Below are 24,339 nucleotides of genomic sequence, written 5' to 3'. Positions count from 1 at the left end.
GTCACCACGACGGGCCGGCCGCCCCCGTCGCGCACCGCGCCGGCGAGGAGGATGGCGAACGGTGTCTTGCCTCCCCCGCCGACCTCGAGGTTCCCCACCGAGATCACGCGCGGCCGCCTTCCGCCGGGCGGCGGCGGGGCCGCTCCGCCTCTCCACGCCGCGCCGAGCCGCCAGGCGGCCGCGGCGACCGCCCTGGCGGGGAGAAGAAACGCCCACGCGCCCCGGCCAGACCATGCCCTGATCCCCGCCGGGTAGCGTTCAATGATCCGCATGCGGCCACACCTCTCCGTCAGCGTACCCCAGATCGCGGTCGAGTTTCGCCGTCATCCCGGCGAGCGTCTCCTCGAGTCCTCGCCGCAGGCGCTCGCGTTCGGCGGCGTCGGCATCCCGCGGCACGACGAAGGGGGCCCCGTGGTCGACGATCACGCGCGCGAAGGGCGCAGGCACCTGGAAGCGGTCCCACGAGCCGAGGAGGCGGCGGGGCCTGGCCGCGTCGGCGATCGGAAGGACCGCCGCGCCGGTCATCCTGCTCAGCTCGATGACGCCCTGTTGCACCTCGCCCCGCGGTCCCCGCGGCCCGTCGACGGTCAGCCCCAGGTCGAGGCCGTCGCGGGCCGCGGCGGCGAGCTCCCGCAGGGCCCGCGCCCCCCCGCGCGTCGTCGAGCCCTTGAGATGCCCGAAGCCGAGCCGCGCGATGATCCGGCCCATCAGGTCGCCGTCGTAGTGCTCCGAGGCGAGCACCTGGACGTGCCTGCCGCGGTGCGTCCACGAGAGGGCGAGCAGGCGACCGTGCCAGAAGGGATAGATGACGTTCCCCGAGAGCCCGCGCGCCTCCCGCTCGCGCTCGAGCCCGCGGATCTCGATCCGCCATGTGGCGCCGAGGAGCGCGACCGCCGCCGCGCCGACGACGCTCGCCGCCCCCGGATGCAAACGCAGCCTCATGCCCCTCCCGTGCCGGCCATCTCGAGGGCGATCTCGGCGACCCGCGCCGCCCCGGGCCCATCGAGGAGACGTCTGAGGTCGATGAGATCCGAGGACATCCGCCGGTACCGGCCGGCGTCGTCGAGGAGGCCGAGGGCCTCGGCGGCGACCCGTTCCCCCGTCGCGTCGCCCTGGATCAGCTCGGGGACGATCCGCCTGTTCGCGAGGACGTTCGGCATCGCGATCCACGGAATGCGGACGAGGCAGCGGCCGAGCGCGTGGGAGAAGGCCGACGAGCGGTAGAGCACCACCGTCGGCGTGCCGGAGAGCGCCGACTGGAGTGTCACCGTGCCGGAGCAGGCCAGCGAGAGGGCCGCGCCGGGCAGATGGTCGATCCCGTCCCGCACGTAGCGGGTGCGGCCGGCGATCGACGCCGGCACCGGCGCCATCGATTCGTCGATGAGCGGCGCGAGTCCCACGACGAACCGCGCGTCGGGCCGCCTGGCCCCGATCAGTTCGGCCGCCCTGCCGAGCGGGGCGGCCGTCCGCGCCGCCTCGTGTTTCCTGCTCCCCGGAAAGAGGAGGACGTCGAAGGGTCGTTTCCTCGCGGGCGCCTCCTTCGGTGCGGGCGGCGCGGGAATCTCTCCGAGCATCGGGTGGCCGACGAATTCGGCGGGGATCCCGGCTTTCGCGTAGAGCTCCTCCTCGAAGGGCAGGATGACGGCGATCCGGTCGACGACGCGACGCATCCGTCCGAGCCGCCACCGCCCCCAGGCCCAGACCTGCGGCCCGATGAAATAGAGGACGGGGACGCCCGCGTTCGAGGCGCGCGCGGCGAGGCGGAGATTCATGCCGGGATAATCGACCGGGACGAAGAGGTCGATCTCTTTCCGGTCGAAGAGACGCCCGATGCGCCGTTCGAGCGACAGAACGCGGGGAATGCCGTGGATGATCTCCGAGAAACCCATGAAGGCGTAGCGATCCATCGGATAGCGGACCTCGGCGCCCGCCCGTTGCACCTCCGGCCCGCCGAGCGCGATGATCCGCGTCGACGGATCGAGCCGGAACAGTTCGCGGACGAGCATGGCGGCGTGCTGGTCGCCGCTCGTCTCGCCGCAGGTCAGGAGGATCGTCGGCACGGGAACCCCCCGTCAGAGACACTCGAGGATGCGCTCGGCGACGCCGAGCGCCGCGAGCCCCTGCATTCCCGTCACCCGCGGCTCGTGTCCGTCCGCGACGGCGGAGAGAAAGGAGGCGATCTCCTTTCTGAGCGGTTCATCTCCGTCGATCTCGACGGAAACGGGGCGGATGAAGCAGGTCGGATCGGCGGAGACGACCGCCGGATCGACCCCGGGAGTCCGTTCGAACGCCTCGACCGTCTTCGCCCGCAGATCGGCGGAGACGTACCGGTTCTCCTGGAAGAACCTGATCTTCCTGAGCGGCTCGCGAGAGATGCGGCTCGCGGTGAGATTCGCCACGCACCCCCCCGCGAACTCGAGGCGGGCGTTGACGATGTCGGGGGAGTCGGTGAGCACGCCCGCTCCCGAGGCGCGCAGATCGACGAGCTTTTCGCCGCCAAGGACGTCGAGCACGAGGTCGATGTCGTGGATCATCAGGTCGACGACGACCGAGACGTCCGTTCCGCGCGGGGTGAAGGTGCCGAGCCGATGCGATTCGATGAACCGCGGCCGGTCGAGAAGCCGGGCGGCGGCCTCGTAGGCGCCGTTGAACCGCTCGATATGGCCCACCTGGAAGCAGACACCCCGCTCGGCGGCGAGGCGCACGAGCTTTTTCCCCTCCGCCGCGCTCGAGGCGATCGGCTTCTCGACGAGAACGTGGACGCCCCGCTCCATGGCGGCGGTCACCGCCTCGACGTGGTCGGTGGCCGGGGTGCAGACGCTCACCGCGTCGACGTGCCCGAGGAGGTCGTCGATCGAGCTGCAGACCAGGCCGCCGAATCGTTTTGCCGCCTCCTCCGCGCGGCCGCGGTCGATGTCGTGCAGGCACACGAGCTCGACGCCGTCTATGGCCGAGTAGTTCCGCGCGTGGTTCATGCCGAGGCTTCCGACGCCGATGACGCCGGCCCTCAGGTTGCGGGTCGCCCCGTCCATCCCGCACCTCCCGCTGTGTATGGAACGAACGCCCTACTTGGTGATGCCGCGTTTCGAGCCGCGGATGAAGTCGACGAACATCTTGATGTCCGGATTCTGCGGCAGTTCCCTCTCGATCCGCTCCGCCGCCTGGGACACGTTCAGGTTGCTCCGGTACAGGATCACGTACGCCTTCTTGATGAGGCACCGTTGCTCGAAACTGAATCCGCGGCGCTTGAGCCCCGTGCTGTTGGTGCCGCTCACCTTCGGCGGGGATCCGGCGACCTTGATGAAGGGCGGGATGTCCTTCGAGATGCGGCTGCCGCCGCCGACGAAGGAATGGGCCCCGATCGAGGCGAACTGGTGCACCGGCGTGAGGCCGCCGATGATCGCGTAATCGTGGATCGTGACGTACCCGGCGAGATTCACCGCGTTGGCGAGGACGACATTGCTCCCGATGCGGCAGTTGTGGGCGACGTGGGTGTAGGCCATCAGCAGGTTGCCGTTCTCGACGACCGTGCTCTCGCCCTCCTCGCAGGCGAGATGGATCGTCGCATACTCGCGGATGACGTTGCCGTCGCCGATCTCGACGTACGTCTCCTCCTCCTCGTACTTGAGATCCTGGGGATCGAGGCCGATCGCGGCGCCGTGATAGATGTGGTTGTTCCGGCCGATCGTCGTCCGTCCCTCGATGCGGGCACAGGAATCGATCCGGGTGAAGTCCCCGATCCTGACCCGTCCGCCGACGATCGTCCAGGGCCCGATCGTGACGTCCGTCCCGAGCTCCGCCCCGGGGTCGACGATCGCGGTCGGGTGTATGTCGACGGCCATCTGTTCCTCCCTCAGCGATCCACGATTGACGAGGTGAGCTCGGCCTCGGCGACGGCGACGCCGTCGACGAAGGCCTTCCCCCTCATCCTGCAGTAGCGTCTCTTCAACGACACCATCTCGAGCTCGAAGCGGATCTGGTCGCCGGGAACGACCGGCTTCCTGAACTTCGCCTTGTCGATGCCGATGAAATAGACCAGGTACTTCTCCGGCGTATCGACGCTTGACAGCAGCAGGATGCCGCCGACCTGCGCCATCGCCTCGATGATGAGCACGGCGGGCATGATCGGGTGTCCGGGAAAGTGCCCGACGAAGAAGGGCTCGTTCACCGTCACGTTCTTTATCCCCACGACCCGTTTCCGGTCCTCGAGCTCGAGTATCCGGTCCACGAGGAGGAAGGGGTAGCGATGCGGCATGATCCGCTGGATCATGTTGATGTCGTAGAGACCCTTCGCGCCGCCCGTCGCCGTCGCTCGCTGCCGCGAGAGCCGCTCGGCGAGGCGCCGGACGAAGTGCATGTTGTACCGGTGGCCGGCCCTGACGGCGATCACGTGTCCCTCGATCGGGGCGCCGACGAGGGTCAGGTCGCCGACGATATCGAGGATCTTGTGCCGCACGAATTCGTCGGGGAACCGGAGCGGCGTGTCGTTCATGATGCCGTCGTCATCGACGACGATGGCGTTCTCGAGACTCCCTCCCCGTATCAGCCCCAGGTTGCGGAGCATCTCGACATCGGACATCAGGGCGAACGTGCGCGCGGGAGCGACCTCGTCGGCGAAGGTCTCCGGGTTGATCTCGAAGGAGGCGTACTGCGTGCCGATGTGGCGGTTCTCGTACTCGATCGTGAACGACACCTTGAACCTGTCGTGGGGAACGGCGATCAGTTCGACGCCGTCCTCCTCCCAGACGACGGGCGTCGTGATCTTGAGGGGGCGTATCGGCGCGCCCTGGACGGTGATGCCCGCTTCCCGGATCAGCGCGACGAGCTGCATGCAGGAGCCGTCGCGCGGCTCGGGCGGCTCGTCGGCGTCGATCTCGATGACGAGGTTGTCCACCTGGAGGCCCGAGACGGCCGCGAGGATGTGTTCGACGGTGTGGATCTTCGCGTCCCCCGAGGCGATCGTCGTGTTCCTGACCGGATCCCCGTCGGGGATGTTGCCGGCGATCGCGCGGATGTCGACCGGCACGTCGAGGTCGACGCGCCTGAAGACGATCCCCGTATCCGGCGAGGCGGGCTTGAAGACCGTCCGCACCTTCTTTCCCGTGTGGAGACCGATTCCCTCGTAGGCGAAGGACCGCTCAATCGTCCTCTGCTGGCGCACCACTTCCTGGTCCTTTCTCGAGAGCCTCCACCCGCGCCCGCAGTTCCCTGAACTCCCTGAGCAGGTCCGGAAGGCGTTTGCTCGCAGCGTAGATCTTGCGCGCCTGCGTGTGCTCGCGCGCCGGGTAGCCGGAGACGCTCGTCTGCGGCGGGATCGATTTCGTGACGCCCCCCTGGGCGCCGACACGGGCGCCGTCGCCGATCCTGATGTGACCGACGAGCCCCGCCTGGCCGGCGAGCACGACGTTCCTGCCGAGCTCGGTGCTCCCCGAGATCCCCGCCTGGGCGGCGAGGATCGAGTCCTCGCCGATCACGACGTTGTGGGCGATCTGGCAGAGATTGTCGATCTTGCAGCCCCGCCTCACGAGGGTGACCCCGGTCGTCGCCCGGTCGATCGTCGTGTTCGCGCCGATCTCGACGTCCTCCTCGATCCTGACGATCCCGATCTGGGGGATCTTGAGATGGATGTCCCCCTGCCTCGCGTATCCGAAGCCGTCCGATCCGATCACCGCTCCCGCGTGGACGATGACCCGATCGCCGATCTCGCATCGCTCGCGGACCGTGACATGCGGATAGATCAGGCAGCGTTCACCGATCGCCGCGTCGGCGCAGACACAGGTGTGCGGGAGGATCGTCGTTTGCGCTCCCACGGTCGCGCGTTCCCCGACGTACGCGAAGGCGCCGATGGAGACCTCGTCGCCGATCGCCGCGCTGTCCGCGACGACCGCGGTCGGGTGGATCCCCCGCGGGTAGATCGTGGTCGGATCGTCGGCGAAGAGCGTTACCACGCGCAGGAATGCGAGATACGGATTGTCGACGCGCAGGATCGGGCGGGGGGAATCGCCGTCGCGGTCCGCGATCACCGCCGAGGCCCCGGTCTCGCCGAGAAACGCCTCGTAGCGGGGATTGGCGAGAAAGGTGATCTCCCCGGTTTGCGCCTCCTTGATGCCGGCCACGCCGCTGATCACGACGTCTCCCGGGCCGATGACGACGCCGTCGACAATCTCCGCCAGTTCCTGTAGCGTGTACCTGACCATCAGTCACACCCGGTCGTCCGCTGCTCCCGCACGGCTGCGGGACTGCCCGCGGCGTTCGTCCGCCGAGGGGCGGAAGGTCGAAAGGATAGGCCGCCGTCGGGCGGCGAGCTGTTCTACTGGATCGACTCCATCTGCTCCTGGAGACGGAGCAGGACCGCTTCGGTCAGATCGATCTCCTTGATCGCGTAGACGATGTTCCCCTGGGCGGCGTCGAGGATGATGGTGTAGCCCTGTTCCTTGGCGATCGTGGCGATGACGCCGTTGATCTTCTCGACGATCGGCTGGGTCAGCTCCCGGTTCCTGCGGGCCGCCTCGCCGTTGTCGCCGAAAACATCCTGCATGTACTGCTGGTATTCCTTGAACTTCTGGTCGAGTTCGAGCTTCTTCTCGGCGAGCTTCTCCTCGCTGAGCATCAGGCTCTGGCTCTGGAGCGATTCGCGCATCTGCGCCAGCTCGGCCTCCATCGCCTCGGCCTTCTGTTTCCAGTCGGCGACCTCCTTGGCGTAGACCTCCTCGGCCTCGACGGTCTCCTTGAACTCGGCGAATATCTTGCCCGTGTCGATGTAGCCGATCTTCTGCTCCTGGGCGGCTGCCGTACCGCAGGCGAGAACGGTCAGAAGGATGGCCACAAACGCGATCGCGTACCGTTTCATCGTCGTTCCTCCCGTGTCTGGTTTGGACTTTACCAAATATATCCTTTTTTCCGTCGGGGGAAACACCTTTTTAGAAGAAGGTGCCGAAGGTGAAATGGGGTTCCCACCCGGGGGCCCCGTCCTTGTCGAAACCGTACCCGTAATCGAATCCGAGATTGCCGAGGCCGGGCATCTCGAGCCTCACCCCGAGGCCGAGCCCCCGCCTGAGATCGAATATATTCGCTTCGCCGAAGGAGTTCCAGACATTCCCCGCGTCGAGGAAGATCAAACCGTAGACCTGGGAGGAGAAGGGGAAGAGGATCTCCTGCGTGAAGGTGGTCATGAAATTGCCGCCGACGTAGGCGTCGTTCCCGTCGGGGACGACCTCGTAGAAATCGTAGCCCCGCAACGCGTAACGGCGGTTTCCGCCGAGCCGGTACTTCTCGTAGTCCTGGACCCCCCCCGCGCCGCCGAAGTCGTCGATCAGACCGGCGGTCATGTCGAGATGGAACGTGAACTTCCAGAAGATGTTGCGGAACCACGACATGCCGGCAGTGTAGCGGATGAACTTCACGTTTCCCCCGAGGGGTCCGCCGGCGAACTCGGTGCTCAGGCTCGTGACCGACCCCGTCGTCGGGTGGAAGGGGCTGTCGGTCGAGTTCCGGGTGAGCGACAGCATGAACGAGCTCTTGTTGAGCGGCCAGTCGACCTCCCGGAGCGCCCCCGTCTCGGGGTAGCTCTCGGAGAAGTTCGAGAGCTCGACCTGCTCGAGCCGGTAGGAGCCGGAGATCCGCGTGTAGTCGAGCAGCGGGAAGGGATGACCGAGCTGCAGCGAGAAGCCCTTCCTGCGGTCGGTGTAGTAGAGCTGCTGCACCCGGTCGAGTATCCAGTTGAAGAGATTGACGGTGAAGGCCGTCTCGGTGCCGAAGAGGTTCGGCTCGGTGTACCGGCAGTTCAGGTTGGTCCGGTACTTTCCGAACTCCCAGTCGAGGGCGATGCTGTTGCCCCTGCCGAGAAAATTCGGCTCCTGGATGCCGAAGAATCCGCTCGCGGAGTAGAGCTGGGAGAAACCGAAGCCGAACTTGAAGTTACCCGTCTGCTTCTCCTCGACGGCGATGAGCAGGTTGATGTCTCCCGCGTCGTTCACCGGCTCGGTGTCGATGTTCGGGGGACCGGCGAAGTACCCGAGCTGGAAGACGTCCCTGAGGCTCCGCTGCACGCGGTTCAGCTCGAACTTGTCGCCCGGGTAGGTCCGGAACTCGCGCCGGATGACGTCCTCGAAGGTCTTGGCATTGCCGGAGATCTTGATCTCCCTGATGTACGCCGGATCGTTCTCGACGATCTGCAGATCGAGGTCGATGCGCCGGCGTCGGATCGACCGCTCGGGAATCACCCTGCTCCAGATGTACCCCCGCTCCCAGTAGAGGCTGTTGACCTGCCCGACCTGCCCGATCTCGATCATCTCGCGGGCGTAGGGATCCCCTTCCTCGACCGTGATCAAGGCGGCGATCTCCTCGTCGGTGACCGTCTCGTTCCCCGACCAGGTGATATCACCGAGAACGTACCGCGGCCCCTCGTCGACGGCGATGAAGAGATCGACCTTCCCCCCCCCGTCGACCTCCTCCTGCGAGGCCAGTTCGACGGTTGCGTCGAGGTATCCCTCGTTCTCGTAGAGCCGCCGGAGGGTCTTGAGATCCTCCTCGATCTGCTTCGGCTTGAGATCGCCGCCGCGCCACCATCGGTCCTCGCTGCTCTCCATCGCGTCGCGGAGCGTCTTCGAGTCGATCTGGCCGTTGCCCAGGAAATCGATGTGGCGGATCTTGATCTTGCCGCCCTCGCGGATGCGATAGAGCACCACCGCCCGGCCGTCGTCGTCGGGCGTTCCCGTGACCGTCTCGACCCGCGTGCGGTTGTATCCCTTCTCGGCGTAGAGCGCGCGGATCGCCTCGGCGTCCTTCGTCATGATCGACGGGCGCGCGAAGAAGCCTTCACGCAGGAGGATCTTGGCCTCGACGTCGCTCTTTTTGAGCTTGTCGGTGCCCTCGACGACGACGCGGCTCACCCGGGGATACTCCTGCACCTCGAGGACGATCGTCACCGCCCCGCCCTCGATCCGCCGGAAGGCCCGGATGTCGGCGAAATCCTTCGAGCGGACGAGACGCTTGATCCCCGCCGTGACGGCCTCGGGACGGAAATCGACACCTTCCCTGAGGCCGAAGATCGAGATGATCCTCTCCGCGGAGATATTCCTGTTCCCCCTGACCTCGATGCGGTCGATCCTCTGCGCGATCGCCGGCGCGGCGAGGAGAAGGAGCATCGTCATCGTCATGCACGCGAGTCTCGTGCGGGCCATCCGCGTTTCCTCCCGGACAAATTCGGTGAATGCTAGCACAGCCCCCCGGTCCCTGCAAACCGAAATCGCCCTCCGCGGGGATCGCCGATAAAACACCCGCCGGATGCGCCGCGGCCGGTCGCGATGGACCGGCCACGGGGGATGCCTGGTGGTTGTACGTCCGCGCCGGAAGAAGGTTCCGGCTCAGGGCTGGGTCTGCTTCACCGTCTCGAAGAGGAGGGTCTTCGCCCCGGGGTCGGTGGTGATCCGGAGCCGCTCGTTCCTGGTGATCGCCCCGGAGAGCATCCGCTCGGAGAGCGGATCCTCGAGCAGCTTCTGGATCGCCCGCTTGAGGGGGCGGGCGCCGAGCTCGGGATCGAAGCCCCGGTCGAGGATGTACTCCTTCGCCTCCATCGTGATCTCGAAATCGAGCCCCTGCGACTCGAGCCGCCTGTAGAGATCGGCGAGGAGGATCTCGATGATCTGCATGAGATCCTCGCGGAGGAGCTGGCGGAAGACGATGATCTCGTCGAGACGGTTGATGAACTCGGGATTGAAGAGCTGCTTCGCCGCATCGAGGATCTTCGACTTCATGTGCTGGTAGCCGGCATCGTCCTCGTCGGAGACGAAACCCATCCCCTTCCTGCCCTTGACCTCCTTGGCCCCGACGTTGGAGGTCATGATCAGGACGGTGTTCTTGAAATCGACCCGGCGGCCGAAGGAATCGGTGAGCGACCCCTCCTCGAGGATCTGCAGAAGGAGGTTGAAGACATCCGGGTGCGCCTTCTCGATCTCGTCGAGCAGCACGACGGAGTAGGGCTTGCGGCGCACCTTCTCGGTGAGCTGGCCTCCCTCCTCGTACCCCACGTATCCCGGGGGCGCGCCGACGAGCCGCGAGATGGCGAACTTCTCCATGTACTCCGACATGTCGATCTGGATGAGGGCGTCCTCGCTCTCGAAGAGGGTGGCCGAGAGCGTGCGGGCGAGTTCGGTCTTGCCCACGCCCGTCGGTCCGAGGAAGATGAAGGAACCGATCGGACGCCGCGGATCGCGCAGGCCCGCGCGGTTCCGGCGCACGGCGGTGGCGATCGCCTTGAGGGCCTCCTCCTGGCCGACGACCCGCCTGCGCAGCTCCCCCTCGAGATTGAGGAGCTTGACCGTCTCCTCCTCCTCGACGTCGGAGACGGGGATACCGGTCATCTCCGAGATGACGGCCGCGATGTCCTTCTCGGTGACGACCGACTCCTTCTCCTGCCGGGATTCGCTCCACTCGCGGTGCATCTCCTGCAGGGTGCCCCGGAGCTCCTTCTCCGTGTCGCGGAAGGCGGCGGCCTTCTCGAATTCCTGGGCCTGGATCGCCGATTCCTTCTCGAGGGCGACCTCCTCGATGCGTTTCTCGATCTTGCGGAGCTCCTCCGGCACGGTCGTGACGGTCAGGCGCGCCCGCGCCCCCGCCTCGTCGATGATGTCGATCGCCTTGTCGGGGAGGAATCTGCCCTGGATGTACCGCTGCGAGAGGTGCACGGCCTGCGTGATGGCCTCGTCGGTGAACTTCGTCCGGTGATGGGCCTCGTACTTGTCGCGGAGCCCCTTGATGATCCGGATCGTCTCGTTCTCGGTCGGCGGATTGATGATGACCGACTGGAACCGGCGCTCGAGGGCGCCGTCCTTCTCGATGTGCTTGCGGTACTCGTCGAGCGTCGTCGCCCCGATGCACTGGATCTCGCCGCGGGCGAGGGCGGGCTTGAGCATGTTCGAGGCGTCGATCGCCCCCTCGGCACCGCCGGCGCCGACGATCGTGTGGATCTCGTCGATGAAGATGATCACCTGCTCGTTGTCGCGGATCTCGTTGATGATCGTCTTGAGACGTTCCTCGAACTGTCCCCTGTATTTCGTTCCCGCAACGATTGATGCGAGATCGAGCGTGGTTATCCTCTTGTCCCGGAGCAATTCGGGCACCTTGCTCTCGACGATCCGCTGGGCGAGTCCCTCGACGATCGCCGTCTTCCCGACGCCCGGCTCGCCGATCAAAACGGGATTGTTCTTTTTCCGCCTGCAGAGGATCTGGACGATACGGCCGATCTCGTGGTCGCGGCCGATGATCGGGTCGAGCTTGTTGTCGCGCGCGAGCTGCGTCAGGTCGCGGCCGAACTGGTCGAGCGTCGGCGTCTCGCTCTTCTCCTTGATGGCGCGCTTCGCGCCGGGCCCGCCGCTGCGCGCGAGGATCTTCATGATCTCGTCGCGCACGCGCTTGCGGTCGACGCCGAGTTCGAGCAGCACCCGCGCGGCCACGCCGTCCCCCTCCCGGATGAGGCCGAGGAGCAGGTGTTCCGTGCCGACGTAGGAATGGCCGAGCAGGCGCGCCTCCTCGACGGCGAGCTCGAGGACCCGCTTCGCACGCGGCGTGAGCGGCACCTCGCCGATCGTGAGCGTCCCCCCGACCGGCTTCACGAGGTTCTCCACCGCCTGCTGGATCTGCTCGAAATCGAGGTCGAGCTTGCGCAGCACCATCGCGGCGATCCCCTCACCCTCGCGGACGATCCCGAGGAGGAGATGCTCGGTGCCGATGTACTCGTGCTGGAGACGGTTCGCCTCGTCCCTCGCGAGGTAGATGACCTTCCTGACCCGTTCGGTGAACTTGTCGTTCATCGTTCTGCCCGCTTCCTTTCCTCAGCCCGCCCGGCGCCTCATCCGCCGAACCGGGCGCGCACGTAATCCGCCCGGCACCGGTCCCGCTCCTCGGCGTCCATCGCGCGCCGGAAGAGGAACTGCAGATGCATGGGCTGTATCATGATCGTCATCTCGTTGATATCGGCGAGGCCGACGTCGGTGATGATGCCCATCCCGACGCCCATCCGCACCGAGGATATCAGGCCCATCGCTTCCTTCGACGTCAGCACCCTCGCGGTCCGCAGAATGCCCGCGGCCCGCCATATGGAATCCTCCAGCAAACTCCGTGCCTTCCGCATCAGCACCTCGCGGGCCTTTTTCTCGAATTCCAACAGCTTACGGACATGGCTCACGAGGTTCCGCACGGTATCGGCCTCGGAGACCCCGAGGGTGATGCTGTTGGAGACCTGGAAGAAATTGCCCATCGCCTGAGAGCCCTCGCCGTAGGCGCCGCGGACGGTGAGGCGGACGTGGCTGAGGCCGTCGAGGACCGGCGCGATGTCCTTGTTGCGAACGAGACCGGGGAGATGGACCATCGCCGAGACGCGCATGCCCGTGCCGACGTTGGTCGCGCAGGCGGTGAGATAGCCGAGCCGCTCCGACCAGGCGTACGGCAGCCGGCCGTCGATCTCGTCGTCCAGGCCGTCGATGCGGGCGAACGCCTCGCCGAGGCTCAGCCCCGACGAGACGGCCTGCAGCCGGAGATGATCCTCCTCGTTGATCATCACGCTCATCGATTCCGTCCTGTCCACGACGAGGCTGCGGCCGACGTGCTTCTTCACCATCGCCAGGGAGACGAGGCGCCGTTCGGCGAGCAGCATCCGGTCCGGCTCGGGAGCGTCGTCGAGATCGATGACGATGGCCCCGCCGAGGGAGGCGGTCTCCCCGATCGCCCCGCGCACCTCGTCGCGGATGGCGGCCAGTTCCGCGGCGTCCGCCCGGTGCGTGAAGGAGCGCAGATCGAGGTTGCGGGCCAGCCGCACGCGGGAGGACATCACCAGCTCGCTCTCCTCGTTCTGTCCCGAGAGCCACGAGGCAGGCTCGCTGATCAGCTCGTCGATCGCCCCCATCAGTCCGCCCCCCCCTCGTCCGTCGAGCCGATCGAGCGGATCTCGTCGCGGATCTCCGCGGCCCGCTCGTAGCGCTCCTCGGCGACGGCGTCCGCGAGCTCCCGGCGGAGATCCTCGAGCCGGCGCCGCCGGCTCGGGCCGCCGAGACGTCCGGGAATCTTGCCGCGGTGGCGGGTATTGCCGTGCATGTGGCTGAGCGACGGCATGAGCCCCTCCCCGAAGTGTTCGTAGCACGCCGAGCAGCCGATCTTCCCGGCCTTCATGATCGACGCCAGGGTCGCTCCGCAGTTCGGACACCGGTCGCGCATGCCCGCCGGGGCGGCGCCCGCCGCGTCGCTCATCAGCCCGGAGAGGAGATGCTCCATCGTGAAGTTGCTCTTCTTGAGGTAATCGAAACCCTTCTCGTCGGCGCACTGCCGGCAGAGATGGATCTTCTCCACCGTGTCGCCCATTACGTTCGTGAAGTGGATCGTCGCCTCGCGTTTCCTGCAGAACTGGCACAGCATGCAAACCGCCCGTCAGATCGGCGAAAGCCGGCCGTTTTCGAGACGCAGGCCGCGGTCGGCCCGCTCGGCGAGCTCACGCTTGTGGGTCACCACCACGAAGCTTTCTCCCGTGCTCCGGCTCAACTCGACGAGCAGCGCGTGAAGGCTCTCGCTGTTCGTCTCGTCGAGGTTGCCCGAGGGCTCGTCGGCGAGCACGATCCCCGGATCGTTCATCAGGGCCCGCGCGACGGCGACCCGCTGCTGCTCGCCGCCGGAGAGCTCCGCGGGACGATGCGCCACGCGATCGGAGAGGGCGACCCGCGAGAGGAGCATGCGGGCCCGTTTCTCGGCTTCCGCCCGCGGACGGCCGCCGAGAACGGCCGGCATCATCACGTTCTCGATCGCGCTGAACTCGGGGAGCAGGTAGTGGAACTGGAAGACGAACCCGAGATCGCGGTTGCGGATACGGTCGAGCTCGCGCTCGCCGCATGCCGTCGTATCGACCCCCCGGATCAGGACGCGACCGCCGTCGGGACGATCGAGCGTACCGAGAATGTGCAGCAGCGTGCTCTTCCCGGCGCCCGAGGCGCCGAGGATCACGACGACCTCCCCCTGCGCGACGGCGAAGTCGACGCCCTTGAGGACGCTGATCGGCGTCGTCGTCCCGGGAAAGGTCCTGTCGAGCTTCTCTGCCTCGAGGATGTTCATCTCTCTTCTCCGAATATAGGGCCCCGCGCGTCCCGCGGGCAAGCGGGACCGGCCCGGTCAATCGTACCGTATCGCGTCGAGCGGCGTCACGCGGCATGCCTCCCAGCTCGGGTAGACCGTCGCGAGAAAGGAGATCGCGAGCGACGCGGCCGCGATGAGCAGAACGTCGAGGGGCTGCACCACCACCGGCAGCGTGTTGATGAAATAGACGTCCGGCGGAAGCCCGAGCTCTATCTTGTCGAGCAGAGCGCAGATCGCGAGTCCGGCCGCCACGCCGGCGCCCGTGCCCAGCGAGCCGATGAGCGTGCCCTCGAACATGAAGATCGACATGATCCCGCCGGAGGACGCTCCCATCGAGCGGAGGATGCCGATCTCGCTCCGTTTCTCCATGATCACCATCGTCAGCATGCCGACGAGGTTGAAGGCCGCGATGAGGATGATCAGGGCGAGCAGGAGGAACATCAGGATCTTCTCTACCTTTATGTAGCTGAAGAGGTTCCGGTTCTGGTTGATCCAGTTGTTCGTGCCGTATTCCCAGACGGCGAGGCGTCCGCGGATCGCCTCGTCGACGTCCGCGGCCCGGTAGATGTCCTCGATCTTCACGCCGAGCCCGTGGGACGCGCCCTCGAAGTCGAAGAGCGCCTCCGCCTCCCCCAGGCCGACGTAGGCGAAGCGCGAATCGAACTCGTAGACGCCCGTCCGGAAATAGCCGGCGACGCGGAACTCCTTCGTTCGGGGCTTGACCTTCCCCAGCACGAGACGCGCCGGCGCGGTGACGAGGCTCATCTTCTCGCCGATCGCGATCCTGAGCGCGTCGGCGAGATCCCTCCCGAGGACGATCCCCGGCAGGTCGTCGCCGTCGTCGAAGCCGCTCGTTCTGAACGTGGTGATCGGCGGCGTGATCGAATCGACGACGGTCGAGACGAACCGTTCCCGCTCGAGATCGATGCCCTTGACGATCACGCCCAGCGTCTTGACGCGCACGCCGGGGATGAGCTCGTAGTAGGTCAGGGCCTCGCCCCGCACGAAGGGCGCCGTGCCGAGCACCTCGGGGATGCTGTCGACGATCGCCGCGACCGAATCGATCCCCTCCCACGCCGAGGGGGTGTGGGCGAAGAGGAGCACGTGCGTGTTGAATCCGATGATGCGGCTCCTGAGTTCGGTCTCGAAGCCGTTCATCAGGGAAAGGACGATGACCAGGGCCGTCACGCCGACGAAGGTCCCCCCGACGGCGATCATCGTCACGCGCGATACCAGGCCCGCCCGCCGGCGGGTCCGGAGATAGCGCATGGCGATGGAGATGGAATAGTGCATCCGCGCGGCTCCCTGTCAGCGGCCTTTCTCTGGCCGCATCTGCGGAAAGAGGATGACGTCGCGGATCGAGGGGGAATCGGTGAGAAGCATCACGAGCCGGTCGATGCCGACGCCGAGCCCGCCGGTCGGCGGCATCCCGTACTCGAGCGCCCGGAGGTAATCCTCGTCGACCGGGTGGACCTCCTCGGCCCCGGCGGCGCGCATCCGCGCCTGGTCCTCGAACCTCGCCCGCTGGTCGAGGGGATCGTTCAGCTCGCTGAAGGCGTTTCCCACCTCGAAGCCCGCGATGTACGGCTCGAACCGCTCGACGAGCCCCGGCTCGCTCCGGTGGACCTTGGCGAGCGGGGAGAGCTCGATCGGGTAGTCGGTGATGAACACCGGCTGGATCAGCTCCGGCTCGACGAGCTCCGAGAAGATCGCGTCGAGCAGCTCGCCCCGTCCGGTCAACCCGTCGACGTCGATCCCCGCCTTTTTCGCCGCGCCGGCGATAGCCGCCTCGTCGGCGTCGCGCAGGCTCCGCCCCGTCTTCTCCGCGATCGCATCGTGGAAGGCGAGCCGGCGCCACGGGGCGGCGAGGTCGATCTTGTGCTCTCCGTAGGAGATCGTCGTCGCGCCGACGATCTCGCGCGCGAGCGTCGTCCACATCTCCTCGACGAAGGCCATCATGTCGCGGTAGTCCCACCAGGCGGCGTAGCACTCCAGCATGGTGAACTCGGGATTGTGCGAACGGTCCATCCCCTCGTTGCGGAAGTCCTTCGCGAACTCGCAGACCCGTTCCATCCCCCCCACGATGAGCCGCTTGAGATAGAGCTCGTCGGCGATCCGCAGGTAGAGGGGTATGTCGAGGGCGTTGTGGTGGGTGACGAAGGGGCGGGCGAGTGCCCCGCCGTAGATCGGCTGCAGGATCGGCGTCTCGACCTCGATGAACCGGTTGGCGGAGAGGAACCGCCGCAGACTCTCGATGATGCGCGAGCGCGTCAAAAAGACGCCGAGCACCTCGTCGTTCACGATGAGATCGAGGTACCGGCGGCGGTACCTGATTTCCTTGTCCTTGAGCCCGTGGTACTTCTCCGGCAGGGGCAAAAGCGACTTGCCGAGCAGCTCGAGCCCGGCGACGTGGAGCGTCAGCTCCCCGGTGCGCGTCCGGAAGAGATGGCCGCGGAGACCGACGATGTCGCCGACGTCGAGAAGCCTGAAGAGCGCGAACGTCTTCTCGTCGACATCGGCGTCCTTGATGTAGATCTGGATCCGGGCGGTGTCGTCCCTGATGTCGCCGAAGGACGTGTGCCCGTGCCCCCGCACGGCCGTGAAGCGCCCGGCGAGCGCGACAGTCTCCTTCCGCTCGATCAGCTCCTCGCCCGCCTCGATCGCCTCGCCGATCCGGTGCGTGCGCTCGAAACGGTACGGATACGGCTCTATCCCCATCTCGCGCAGCCGGTCGAGCTTCTCGATGCGCTGCTCCCGCTCGCGTCCTCCCTCGAAGGTCTTGTCGCTGTCCTTCACGTCAGTGCTTCCTTTCCTTCCACCGGAGATACCCCTCGATGAAGATCTCGATGTCCCCGTTCATCACGGCCGGGATATTCCCCGTCTGCGCGCCGGTCCGGTGGTCTTTCACCATCGTGTAGGGATGGAAGACGTAGCTCCTGATCTGGTTGCCCCAGGAGATGTCCTTCTTCTCCCCGGCGATCTTCGCCTTCCGCTCCTCCTCCTCCTCGAGGAGCTTCGCGTAGAGACGGGAACGCAGCATCTTCATCGCCGTCTCCCTGTTGCGGTGCTGGGAGCGCTCGTTCTGGCACTGCACGACGATCCCCGACGGAAAGTGCGTGATCCGGACGGCCGACGATACCTTGTTGACGTGCTGCCCGCCCGCGCCGCTCGCCCGGTAGGTGTCGATCCGCACGTCCTCGTCCCTGATCTCCACGTCGATCCGGTCGTCGATCTCCGGGTAGACGAAAACGGAGGCGAAGGAGGTATGGCGACGGTGGTTCGCGTCGAAAGGCGATATGCGCACGAGACGGTGGATGCCGCTCTCCCCCTTCAGCTTCCCGTACGCGTAGGCGCCCTTCACCTCCAGTGTCGCGTTCTTCAGTCCCGCCTCGTCCCCCGGCTGGTGGTCGAGGAGGGTGAAGGTCCAGCCCTGTCCCTCGAGGTATCGGGTATAGAGCCTGAGCAGCATCTCGGCCCAGTCCTGCGATTCCGTCCCGCCCGCCCCCGGGTGGATGTTCATCAGCGCGTTCCCGCGGTCGTGCTCCCCGGAGAGGAGCACGGTCAGCTCGAACTCGCCGAGTCCCCGGTCGATCGCGGCGAGCTCGCCGTCGAGCTCGTCGACGAGGGAATCGTCCCCCGATTCGCCGATCTCCGCGAGTTCCTTCACCGCGTCGATGTTCTGCCTGAGTTCGCGATAGGGATCGATGGTCGACCTGAGGACTTTCAGCCGCGTGACGAGTTCCTCCGCCGTCTCCCGTTCCTCCCAGAAGCCGGGCTGGTTCATCTTCTCTTCGATGCCGGCCGCCTCGTTCTCGGTGGCGGCGAGGTCAAAGATACTCACGCAGCTGCAGGAGCCGCTTCTCCGCTTCGGCGACCGTCGCCCTGACGTCCTTCATCGTCGGTCTGTCTTCCATCGGATCGTCCTCCTCCCGCCGTCGGGCGAAAGAAACCGGTCGCGCACCTTCTCGGCCGCGGCGATCATCCGGGATTTCGGCCCGCCCGTGTCGATCACCACGTCCGCTTGCCGCCAGCCCTCCTCGAGCGGCCGCTGCCGATCGATCCGCTCTCGCGCCTCGGCGGGCGTGAGCCCGTCCCTGCGGATCATCCGCCGGATCCTGGTCTCCTCCGGCGCGGTCGTCAGGATGCTCAGGTCGGCTCCGAATGTGAATGTATACTGGAAAAACAGGACCGCATCAAGGACTATGTACCGATCCCCCGGGGCCAGACGGGCCACCTCGTCCTCGATGATCTGCTTGACGAAGGGCTTGACGAAGCGGTTCAGCGTCTCGAGACGGCCGTCCTCGGCGAAGACGAGGCGGCCGAGCCGCGTGCGGGAGACGCGCCCGGTCCGCGTCAGCACTCCCTCGCCGAACGCCCCGACGATGCTCTCCCGGAATCCGGGCTCGTCGAGCGCCCGGTGGGCCAGCTCGTCGGCGTCGAGAAGGACGCCGCCCCTGTCCGCCATGACGCGCGCCACGGTCGACTTTCCCGACGCGATCCCGCCGGTGACGACGATCAGGGGCTGTCTCACGGATGTGCCTCCAGCCAGTTCGCTCCCGAGCCGGCGTCGACGACGACGGGCACGTCGAGCTCGATCGCCGACGCCATGATCCGTCGGACGGCTTCCTCGAGGGCCTCGAGCTCGTCGGGGACGACGTCGAAGACCAGTTCGTCGTGCACCTGCAAAACCATGCGGCTGGCGAGTTCCCCTTCCCGGATATGCCGGTCGAGGCGTATCATCGCCACCTTGATCATGTCCGCCGCCGTCCCCTGGATCGGCATGTTGACCGCGATCCGCTCGGAAAAGGAGCGGAGGCGGCCGTCCTTCGAGTCCATGTCGGGCAGGGCGCGGCGCCTGCCGAGCAGCGTCTCGGCGTAACCCCGCTCGCGCGCGGATTCCCGTGCCGTCCCGATCCACCTGGCGATCCCCCCGTGCGTGGCGAAATACTCCTCGATGAAGGTTTTCGCCTCATCCGTGCCGATGCCGAGCTGGCGGGCGAGCCCCCGCGCGCCGAGCCCGTACATCACCCCGAAATTGATCGTCTTCGCGCGGGCCCGCATCTCGCGCGTCACCTCTTCCGGGGCCACGCCGTGTATTTGCGCGGCGGTCCGCGTGTGGACGTCGGCCCCGTCGCGGAAGGCGCGGACCAGTTCGTCGTCGCCAGAGAGATGCGCCATGATCCTGAGCTCGATCTGCGAATAATCGGCGTCGAGCATGATGTTGCCGGGCCGCGGGACGAAGGCGCCGCGGATCATCCGTCCGAGCGGCGTGCGGACGGGGATGTTCTGGAGATTCGGGTTGCTCGAGGAGAGACGTCCCGTCGAGGCCACCGCCTGGTTGAAGGAGGTGTGTATCCGGCCGGTGCGCTCGTTGACGAGCCTGGGCAGGGCGTCGATGTAGGTGCCGGAGAGCTTGACGAGCTGCCGGTACTCGAGGAGCATCCCGGCGATCGGATGCTCCGCGGCGAGCTCGGTGAGCACGTCGACGTCGGTCGAGAAGCCGGTCTTCGTCTTCCGTACGGGCGACAGGCCGAGGCGCGTGAAGAGGATCTCCTGGAGCTGCTTGCCGGAGTTGATGTTGAACTCCACGCCTGCCAGTTCGTGGATCTTCGCCGTCAGCGTTTCGATCTCCGCGGCGGTTTGCAGGGAAAGCGTTTCGAGCACCGACGTGTCGATCCCCATCCCCTCCCGCTCCATCCTTGCCAGCACGCCGACGAGGGGCATCTCGACCTCGCGGAAGAGCGGTCGGGCGCCGGCCTCGTCGAGCGCGGCGTCGAAGATGTTCCGGAGTCGGAAGGTGTAATCGGCGTCCTCGCACGAGTAGTCGCGGAGCCGCTCCACGGGCACGGTCAGGATGTCGCGCGAGCGGTCGCCTTTCGCGAAGAGCTCCGCGTAGGGAATCATGCGGTGGCGGCACAGCTCGAGCGCGAGGTTGTCCAGGGAATGCGAGCGCTTGTCCGGCTCGAGGACGTACGAGGCGACCATCGTGTCGAAGAGCTCGCCGGCGACCGGCATTCCCGCCCCCTCGAGCACGAGGATGTCGTACTTGAGGTTGTGCCCGATCTTTGCGAGCGACCGGTCGGCGAGCACGGGGCCGAGGATCGCTCGGACGCGTTCGGGTGCGGCCCCCTCTCCACCGCCGTTCTCGAAGAGGCCCCCGCCTGCTTCGCCGCTTTTCGCCGCCACGGGAACGTACCACGCACGTCCCGGCTCCGTCGCGAAGGAGATGCCGACGGCCTGGGCCGACATCGCGTCGAGCGAGGTCGTCTCGGTGTCGACGGCGAAGAGGCCCGCGCGGCGCAGTTCGCCGGCGAGATCCTCCAGCCCCTCCTCGCCGACGAGGAGGTACCGTTCCCCCTCCGGCGCCCTCGAACCGAGACCGAGCTCCTTCACGATCCCGTGGAACTCGAGATCGAGGAGGAGATCGGCGAGCGTCTCGTCGTCCTGCTCGCCCGCCCGGCAACGCTCGATGTCGACGTCGAGCGGCACCTCGGCGAGGAGGACGAGGCGCCTGGAGAGCAGCGCCTGCTCCCGGCCCTCCTCGATCCTGCGCCGCACGTGGACGGGGTCGATCTCGTCGGTCCGCTCGAGTATCGCTTCCAGGGAGCCGAACTCGTGAAGCAACCGCAACGCCGTCTTCTCCCCGATCCCCCGCACGCCCGGCACGTTGTCGGAAGCGTCCCCCATGAGGGCGAGGAGATCGACGATCCGCGCGGGATCGAGCCCGTACCGCTCCTCGCAGTACGCCGGGCCGACCTCGTCCTCGAGATTCGTCCCCTTCGAGGGCCGGATCATGTGCACGCGCTTCGAGAGGAGCTGCAGCATGTCCTTGTCCCCCGTCACGATCTTGACGTCCATGTCGCGCTCGAGCGCCCTGGCCGTCGCCGTCGCGAGGATGTCGTCCGCCTCGTACCCCCGCTCCGCGAACACCGGTATCCCCATCGCGTCGAGGAGCCGGTGTATTACGGGAAGCTGGCTTCTCATGTCGTCGGGCATCTTCTTCCGGTTCGCCTTGTACTCCGGATAGAGGCGGTGCCGCTCGGTCTCCCCGCCCGCGTCGAACGCGGCGGCGAGATGCGTCGGCTCGTATCGCCGCCGCAGCTGGATGAGATACCGGGCGAATCCGAAGACCGCGCCGGTGTTCTCGCCGCGGGAGTTGGTGAGCGGGGAACGCGCGAACGCGTAGTACGCGCGGTAGGCCAGGGCGTGCCCGTCGAGGAGGAAGAGCGTCACGGACGCTTCCCCTTCCCCGGCTCCCGGTAGAGGCCGTGTTCCGCGATGTATCTCTCGACCGGCGCCGGAACGAGGTAGCGGATCGAGCGGCCCGCCGCGACGAGCCGGCGGATCGCGCTCGAGGAGATCGCGTTCGTTCCCGTCTCGAGGATGACGACGGCCGCGTCCTCCGGCAGAACGGGCGTCTCCGGCCAGCCCGGGCGGGCCATCGCGACGATCGTCGCCAGCCGGCAGATCGTCTCGGGGCGGCGCCACGAAGCGATCTCGGCGAGGGAATCCCCGCCGACGAGGAGATGGAGTCGCTCGCGGTCGTAGCCCTCCCCGGCGAACCGCTCGAGGGTCTTCCAGGTGAACGAGGGCTCGGGACCGTCCTCGAGGAGGGATAGTTCGAACCGGCCGTTTCCCCCGATGGCCGCTTCGGTCATCTCGAGGCGGTCGTCGAAGGGGGACAGTGCGCCCGTCTCCTTGTGCGGCGGGTTGGCGGTCGGCACGAAGAGGATTCTCGAGAGTCCGAGTGCGTCGGCCGCCCGCTCCGCGAGGATCAGGTGGCCGGTATGCGGCGGGTCGAAGGTTCCGCCGAACAGTCCGATGGCGTCCCTATCCGTCACCGTCCCCGCTCCCCTCGCCGGAGAGGGCGCGCAACCGGTCGGCGGCGTCGTCCTTCCCCTCGAACTCGGCGGCCGAGGAGAGCGCCTCGCCGTAGGCGCGCACGGCCTCGGCCGTCTCGCCGCGCTGCTCGTGGATGATGCCCTTCCGGTACCAGCTCATCCCCGCCCACCGTGTCCCGGGGTAGTTCTCGACGATCTTGTCGAAGTAGATCTCCGCCGACTCCCACCGCTTCCTGCCGAAGTAGAGCGACGCGGCGCGGTAGTCCTTCTCCGCGAGCCGGTCGTCGATCCGCGCGAGCAGTTCGTCGGCCTCGGCCCGGCGCGGCGAATCGGGAAAGAGCTGTATGAAACGGACGATCCGCGAGCGCGCCTCGAAGACCTTCGTCTGGTCGCGCTCCACGCGCGGCGCCTGCGCGAAGGCGCAGACGGCCTCGAGCAGGAAGGCGTCGTCGACGTATTCGCTGTAGCCGTAGTCGTTGATCAGGATGCGGTACTCCACCGCCGCGAGCGCGAAGTCCCCGTCCAGCCGGTAGCTCTCGGCGAGGCGATACTGCGCGTAGTCGACACGCTCGTTTCCGGCGAAGGAGGCGAGGAAGTCCTTGTACTCGACCGCCGCCTTGCCGTAATCCTTCCGCTCGAAGCGGGCGTCGGCGATCGCGATCTTCTGCCCGGGCTCCGGTACGCGCTGCCCCTTGTAGGGTCCGCCGCATGATGCCAGGGCCAGGAAGGCGGCGATGAACGCGACCGGCCGTCTAACGCTTCGATCTCGACATCTCAATGCGCTCGATCCTTTCCTTGGCCCGATCGACCAGCCGGCCGCTCGAACCGAGATTCAGATTGACGACTTCCCGGTAGAACCGGATCGCGCCTTCGTGATCGTACCGCTCTTCATACAGTTCGCCGAGCAGAAAGTTCGCCCGTTCCCGCACGAGCGGGTTGTCGGCGGCGGCGGCGAGATCCGCGAGGATCCGTTCCGCTCCGTCCGGCTCCCCCCCGCGGAAGAGGGATTCGGCCCGGTCGTAGAGGAGATTCTCGAGCTTCCAGCGGACGGTCGTCTGGAGCCTGCTCAGGGGGAACCGCTGGATGAACCCCCGGTAGACCTCGATCGCCCGATCGGTTTTTCCCGCCTCCTCGTACGCGGCCCCGAGGTTGAGCATGACCTCGGCGGCGCCGACGGTATCCGGCCTCTCGGCGAGCCATCGATCGAGCAGGGGAATGGCCCCCTCGTAATCCCTCTGCTCGATGAGCAGTTCGCCGGCGAGGGCGTCCCACCGTCCGAAGGAGAGGTTCCGATCGTAGTTGATCGCCTGGACGACGAAACGCCTTCCCCGCGATTCGTTCCCCTCCTCGAGGTTCCGCACCGCCTCGGTGCGCAGCTCGTCGGCGATCCGCGGCGCGTAGGTCGAATCGATGCTGTAGACCTCGGCGAAGGCGTCCTCGGCCTCCGCCTCGATCCCGAGACGGAGATAGGAGCGCCCCATGGCGAAGAGGAGGGGCGGGGTGCGGGCGCCGCCGCGCCTGAAGTGGTGCCGGACGAGGAAGAGCGCCTCGCGGTACCTGCCGGCATCGTATTCGACCCGCACTTCGTCGAGCAGCGTCTTGCGCTCGCAGGACGCGGCGACGATGAGGACGGCCGCCGCGAACAGTACGGTCGCCCGCGCGCGGTTGAACGGAATCCTAGTCATTCTGCTGATTGGAGAAGAAGAGGTAGACGAGCCCGGTCACGATACCGGTGACGATGACCGGCTCGACAAGGCGGCCCCAGCGGATCTCGTTTCGCTCGGGGGCCGTGAACCCGTGCGCCTCGTCTTCCACCCGCTTCAGGTACGCGTACGGGATGGTGTCCCCGTATCGTTTCTGCGTATCCCCGACCCAGAGGATGTCTCCCGAGGCCATGTCGGCGAGTTGCGCGAAAACGCCGACCTCGGCGAGGCGCTCGACCTTCTTGGCCCCGACGACGTACTGGCGGCCGATCTCCGGGTAATCGAGGGAGAGGTTGATGATCTGGTAGGTGAACCGGTAGGCGGGGGCTTCTCCCCCGTCGGCCGGCTTGTCGACGGCCACGCGGTACCCGGACTCGCGCATCGTCTTGAGCAGGGTGTTCTCGAAGACGAAATCGATCTCCCCGACGCCCCGCGCCTTGACGAGCTGGATGACGAGGTCGCGGCGGACCGTCGGCATGTTCGCGAGCAGTTCCCCGATCGCCGCCCGCGATATCCGCTCGATGACCTCGTAGTTCGTCGGCGCCTTCTCCCCCGCGCCCTGCGTGGTCGAGGAGGCGGGCAGACCGACCAGGAGCAGCGCGATGACGACGAGGCTGCAACACCGAGTGAAGGGCCTGTATCCGCGTATCGATGACACCCTGATGACCTCCCCGCGACGA

General features: G+C 66.9%; 22 protein-coding genes. All 22 read right to left on the bottom strand.

Translation table 11 applies throughout. The features are described from left to right. On the bottom strand, window positions 1–272 hold a 272-nt coding region (locus JW876_10595), incomplete at its 3' end, for a tetraacyldisaccharide 4'-kinase (protein MBN1885956.1). Continuing rightward, a complete protein-coding gene (locus tag JW876_10590; GenBank protein MBN1885955.1) occupies window positions 259–942 on the bottom strand; it encodes a lysophospholipid acyltransferase family protein in 684 nt (227 codons plus the stop codon). The genes JW876_10590 and JW876_10595, both read right to left, overlap by 14 nt. Beyond that, a complete protein-coding gene (gene lpxB, locus JW876_10585; protein ID MBN1885954.1) occupies window positions 939–2,060 on the bottom strand; it encodes a lipid-A-disaccharide synthase in 1,122 nt (373 codons plus the stop codon). Before lpxB ends, JW876_10590 begins: the two co-directional genes overlap by 4 nt. A gap of 12 nt (window positions 2,061–2,072) precedes the next feature. Then, window positions 2,073–3,032, bottom strand: a complete 960-nt coding sequence (locus JW876_10580; protein ID MBN1885953.1) for a Gfo/Idh/MocA family oxidoreductase — start codon at window positions 3,030–3,032, stop codon at window positions 2,073–2,075. Between the two features lie 33 nt (window positions 3,033–3,065). Then, on the bottom strand, window positions 3,066–3,842 hold the full coding sequence (gene lpxA / locus JW876_10575; protein ID MBN1885952.1) for an acyl-ACP--UDP-N-acetylglucosamine O-acyltransferase: 777 nt from the start codon (window positions 3,840–3,842) through the stop codon (window positions 3,066–3,068). 11 nt (window positions 3,843–3,853) lie between these two features. Next, window positions 3,854–5,164: a bifunctional UDP-3-O-[3-hydroxymyristoyl] N-acetylglucosamine deacetylase/3-hydroxyacyl-ACP dehydratase gene (locus JW876_10570; protein ID MBN1885951.1), complete on the bottom strand. Its 1,311-nt coding sequence runs from the start codon at window positions 5,162–5,164 to the stop codon at window positions 3,854–3,856. After that, on the bottom strand, window positions 5,139–6,197 hold the full coding sequence (lpxD, locus tag JW876_10565) for a UDP-3-O-(3-hydroxymyristoyl)glucosamine N-acyltransferase (protein MBN1885950.1): 1,059 nt from the start codon (window positions 6,195–6,197) through the stop codon (window positions 5,139–5,141). Before lpxD ends, JW876_10570 begins: the two co-directional genes overlap by 26 nt. A 113-nt stretch (window positions 6,198–6,310) precedes the next feature. Then, window positions 6,311–6,850 carry an OmpH family outer membrane protein gene (locus tag JW876_10560; GenBank protein MBN1885949.1) on the bottom strand — a complete coding sequence of 180 codons (540 nt, stop codon included), beginning with the start codon at window positions 6,848–6,850 and terminating at the stop codon, window positions 6,311–6,313. A 70-nt stretch (window positions 6,851–6,920) separates the two neighbouring features. Further along, window positions 6,921–9,182 (bottom strand): outer membrane protein assembly factor BamA, encoded by a 2,262-nt coding sequence (gene bamA / locus JW876_10555; protein ID MBN1885948.1) that lies wholly within the window; start codon window positions 9,180–9,182, stop codon window positions 6,921–6,923. Window positions 9,183–9,365: 183 nt separating this feature from the next. Next, window positions 9,366–11,810, bottom strand: coding sequence for an ATP-dependent Clp protease ATP-binding subunit (locus JW876_10550; GenBank protein ID MBN1885947.1), 2,445 nt, complete (start codon window positions 11,808–11,810; stop codon window positions 9,366–9,368). A 38-nt stretch (window positions 11,811–11,848) separates the two neighbouring features. Further along, window positions 11,849–12,901, bottom strand: a complete 1,053-nt coding sequence (locus JW876_10545; protein MBN1885946.1) for a protein arginine kinase — start codon at window positions 12,899–12,901, stop codon at window positions 11,849–11,851. Continuing rightward, a complete protein-coding gene (locus tag JW876_10540; protein ID MBN1885945.1) occupies window positions 12,901–13,407 on the bottom strand; it encodes a UvrB/UvrC motif-containing protein in 507 nt (168 codons plus the stop codon). Before JW876_10540 ends, JW876_10545 begins: the two co-directional genes overlap by 1 nt. 12 nt (window positions 13,408–13,419) lie before the next feature. Continuing rightward, the gene (locus JW876_10535; protein MBN1885944.1) at window positions 13,420–14,094 is read right to left on the bottom strand and encodes an ABC transporter ATP-binding protein; all 675 of its coding nucleotides are present in this window, start codon (window positions 14,092–14,094) and stop codon (window positions 13,420–13,422) included. Between the two features lie 57 nt (window positions 14,095–14,151). After that, window positions 14,152–15,408: an FtsX-like permease family protein gene (locus JW876_10530; GenBank protein MBN1885943.1), complete on the bottom strand. Its 1,257-nt coding sequence runs from the start codon at window positions 15,406–15,408 to the stop codon at window positions 14,152–14,154. A gap of 15 nt (window positions 15,409–15,423) precedes the next feature. After that, window positions 15,424–16,833 (bottom strand): lysine--tRNA ligase, encoded by a 1,410-nt coding sequence (gene lysS / locus JW876_10525; protein ID MBN1885942.1) that lies wholly within the window; start codon window positions 16,831–16,833, stop codon window positions 15,424–15,426. 79 nt (window positions 16,834–16,912) lie between these two features. After that, window positions 16,913–18,029, bottom strand: a protein-coding gene (gene prfB, locus JW876_10520; protein MBN1885941.1) for a peptide chain release factor 2 whose coding sequence is annotated in 2 segments (ribosomal slippage) — window positions 16,913–17,947 and window positions 17,949–18,029 — 1,116 coding nt in all. Because the reading frame shifts where the segments join, the coding sequence is not laid out codon by codon here. Next, window positions 18,008–18,646, bottom strand: a complete 639-nt coding sequence (coaE, locus tag JW876_10515) for a dephospho-CoA kinase (protein ID MBN1885940.1) — start codon at window positions 18,644–18,646, stop codon at window positions 18,008–18,010. The genes prfB and coaE overlap by 22 nt, the downstream gene beginning before the upstream one ends. Next, complete coding sequence (gene polA, locus JW876_10510; GenBank protein MBN1885939.1) at window positions 18,643–21,348, bottom strand: DNA polymerase I; 2,706 nt, start codon at window positions 21,346–21,348, stop codon at window positions 18,643–18,645. The genes coaE and polA overlap by 4 nt, the downstream gene beginning before the upstream one ends. Continuing rightward, the gene (gene nadD, locus JW876_10505; protein MBN1885938.1) at window positions 21,345–21,956 is read right to left on the bottom strand and encodes a nicotinate (nicotinamide) nucleotide adenylyltransferase; all 612 of its coding nucleotides are present in this window, start codon (window positions 21,954–21,956) and stop codon (window positions 21,345–21,347) included. The genes polA and nadD overlap by 4 nt, the downstream gene beginning before the upstream one ends. Beyond that, a complete protein-coding gene (bamD, locus tag JW876_10500) occupies window positions 21,946–22,734 on the bottom strand; it encodes an outer membrane protein assembly factor BamD (protein MBN1885937.1) in 789 nt (262 codons plus the stop codon). Before bamD ends, nadD begins: the two co-directional genes overlap by 11 nt. After that, window positions 22,709–23,641 (bottom strand): tetratricopeptide repeat protein, encoded by a 933-nt coding sequence (locus tag JW876_10495; protein ID MBN1885936.1) that lies wholly within the window; start codon window positions 23,639–23,641, stop codon window positions 22,709–22,711. The genes bamD and JW876_10495 overlap by 26 nt, the downstream gene beginning before the upstream one ends. Beyond that, complete coding sequence (locus JW876_10490; GenBank protein ID MBN1885935.1) at window positions 23,634–24,317, bottom strand: hypothetical protein; 684 nt, start codon at window positions 24,315–24,317, stop codon at window positions 23,634–23,636. The genes JW876_10495 and JW876_10490 overlap by 8 nt, the downstream gene beginning before the upstream one ends. Window positions 24,318–24,339 lie beyond the last annotated feature (22 nt).

This window comes from Candidatus Krumholzibacteriota bacterium (assembly GCA_016931295.1).
GTDB lineage: Bacteria > Krumholzibacteriota > Krumholzibacteriia > Krumholzibacteriales > Krumholzibacteriaceae > JAFGEZ01.
This window is presented reverse-complemented; position numbering and strand designations above follow the sequence as displayed.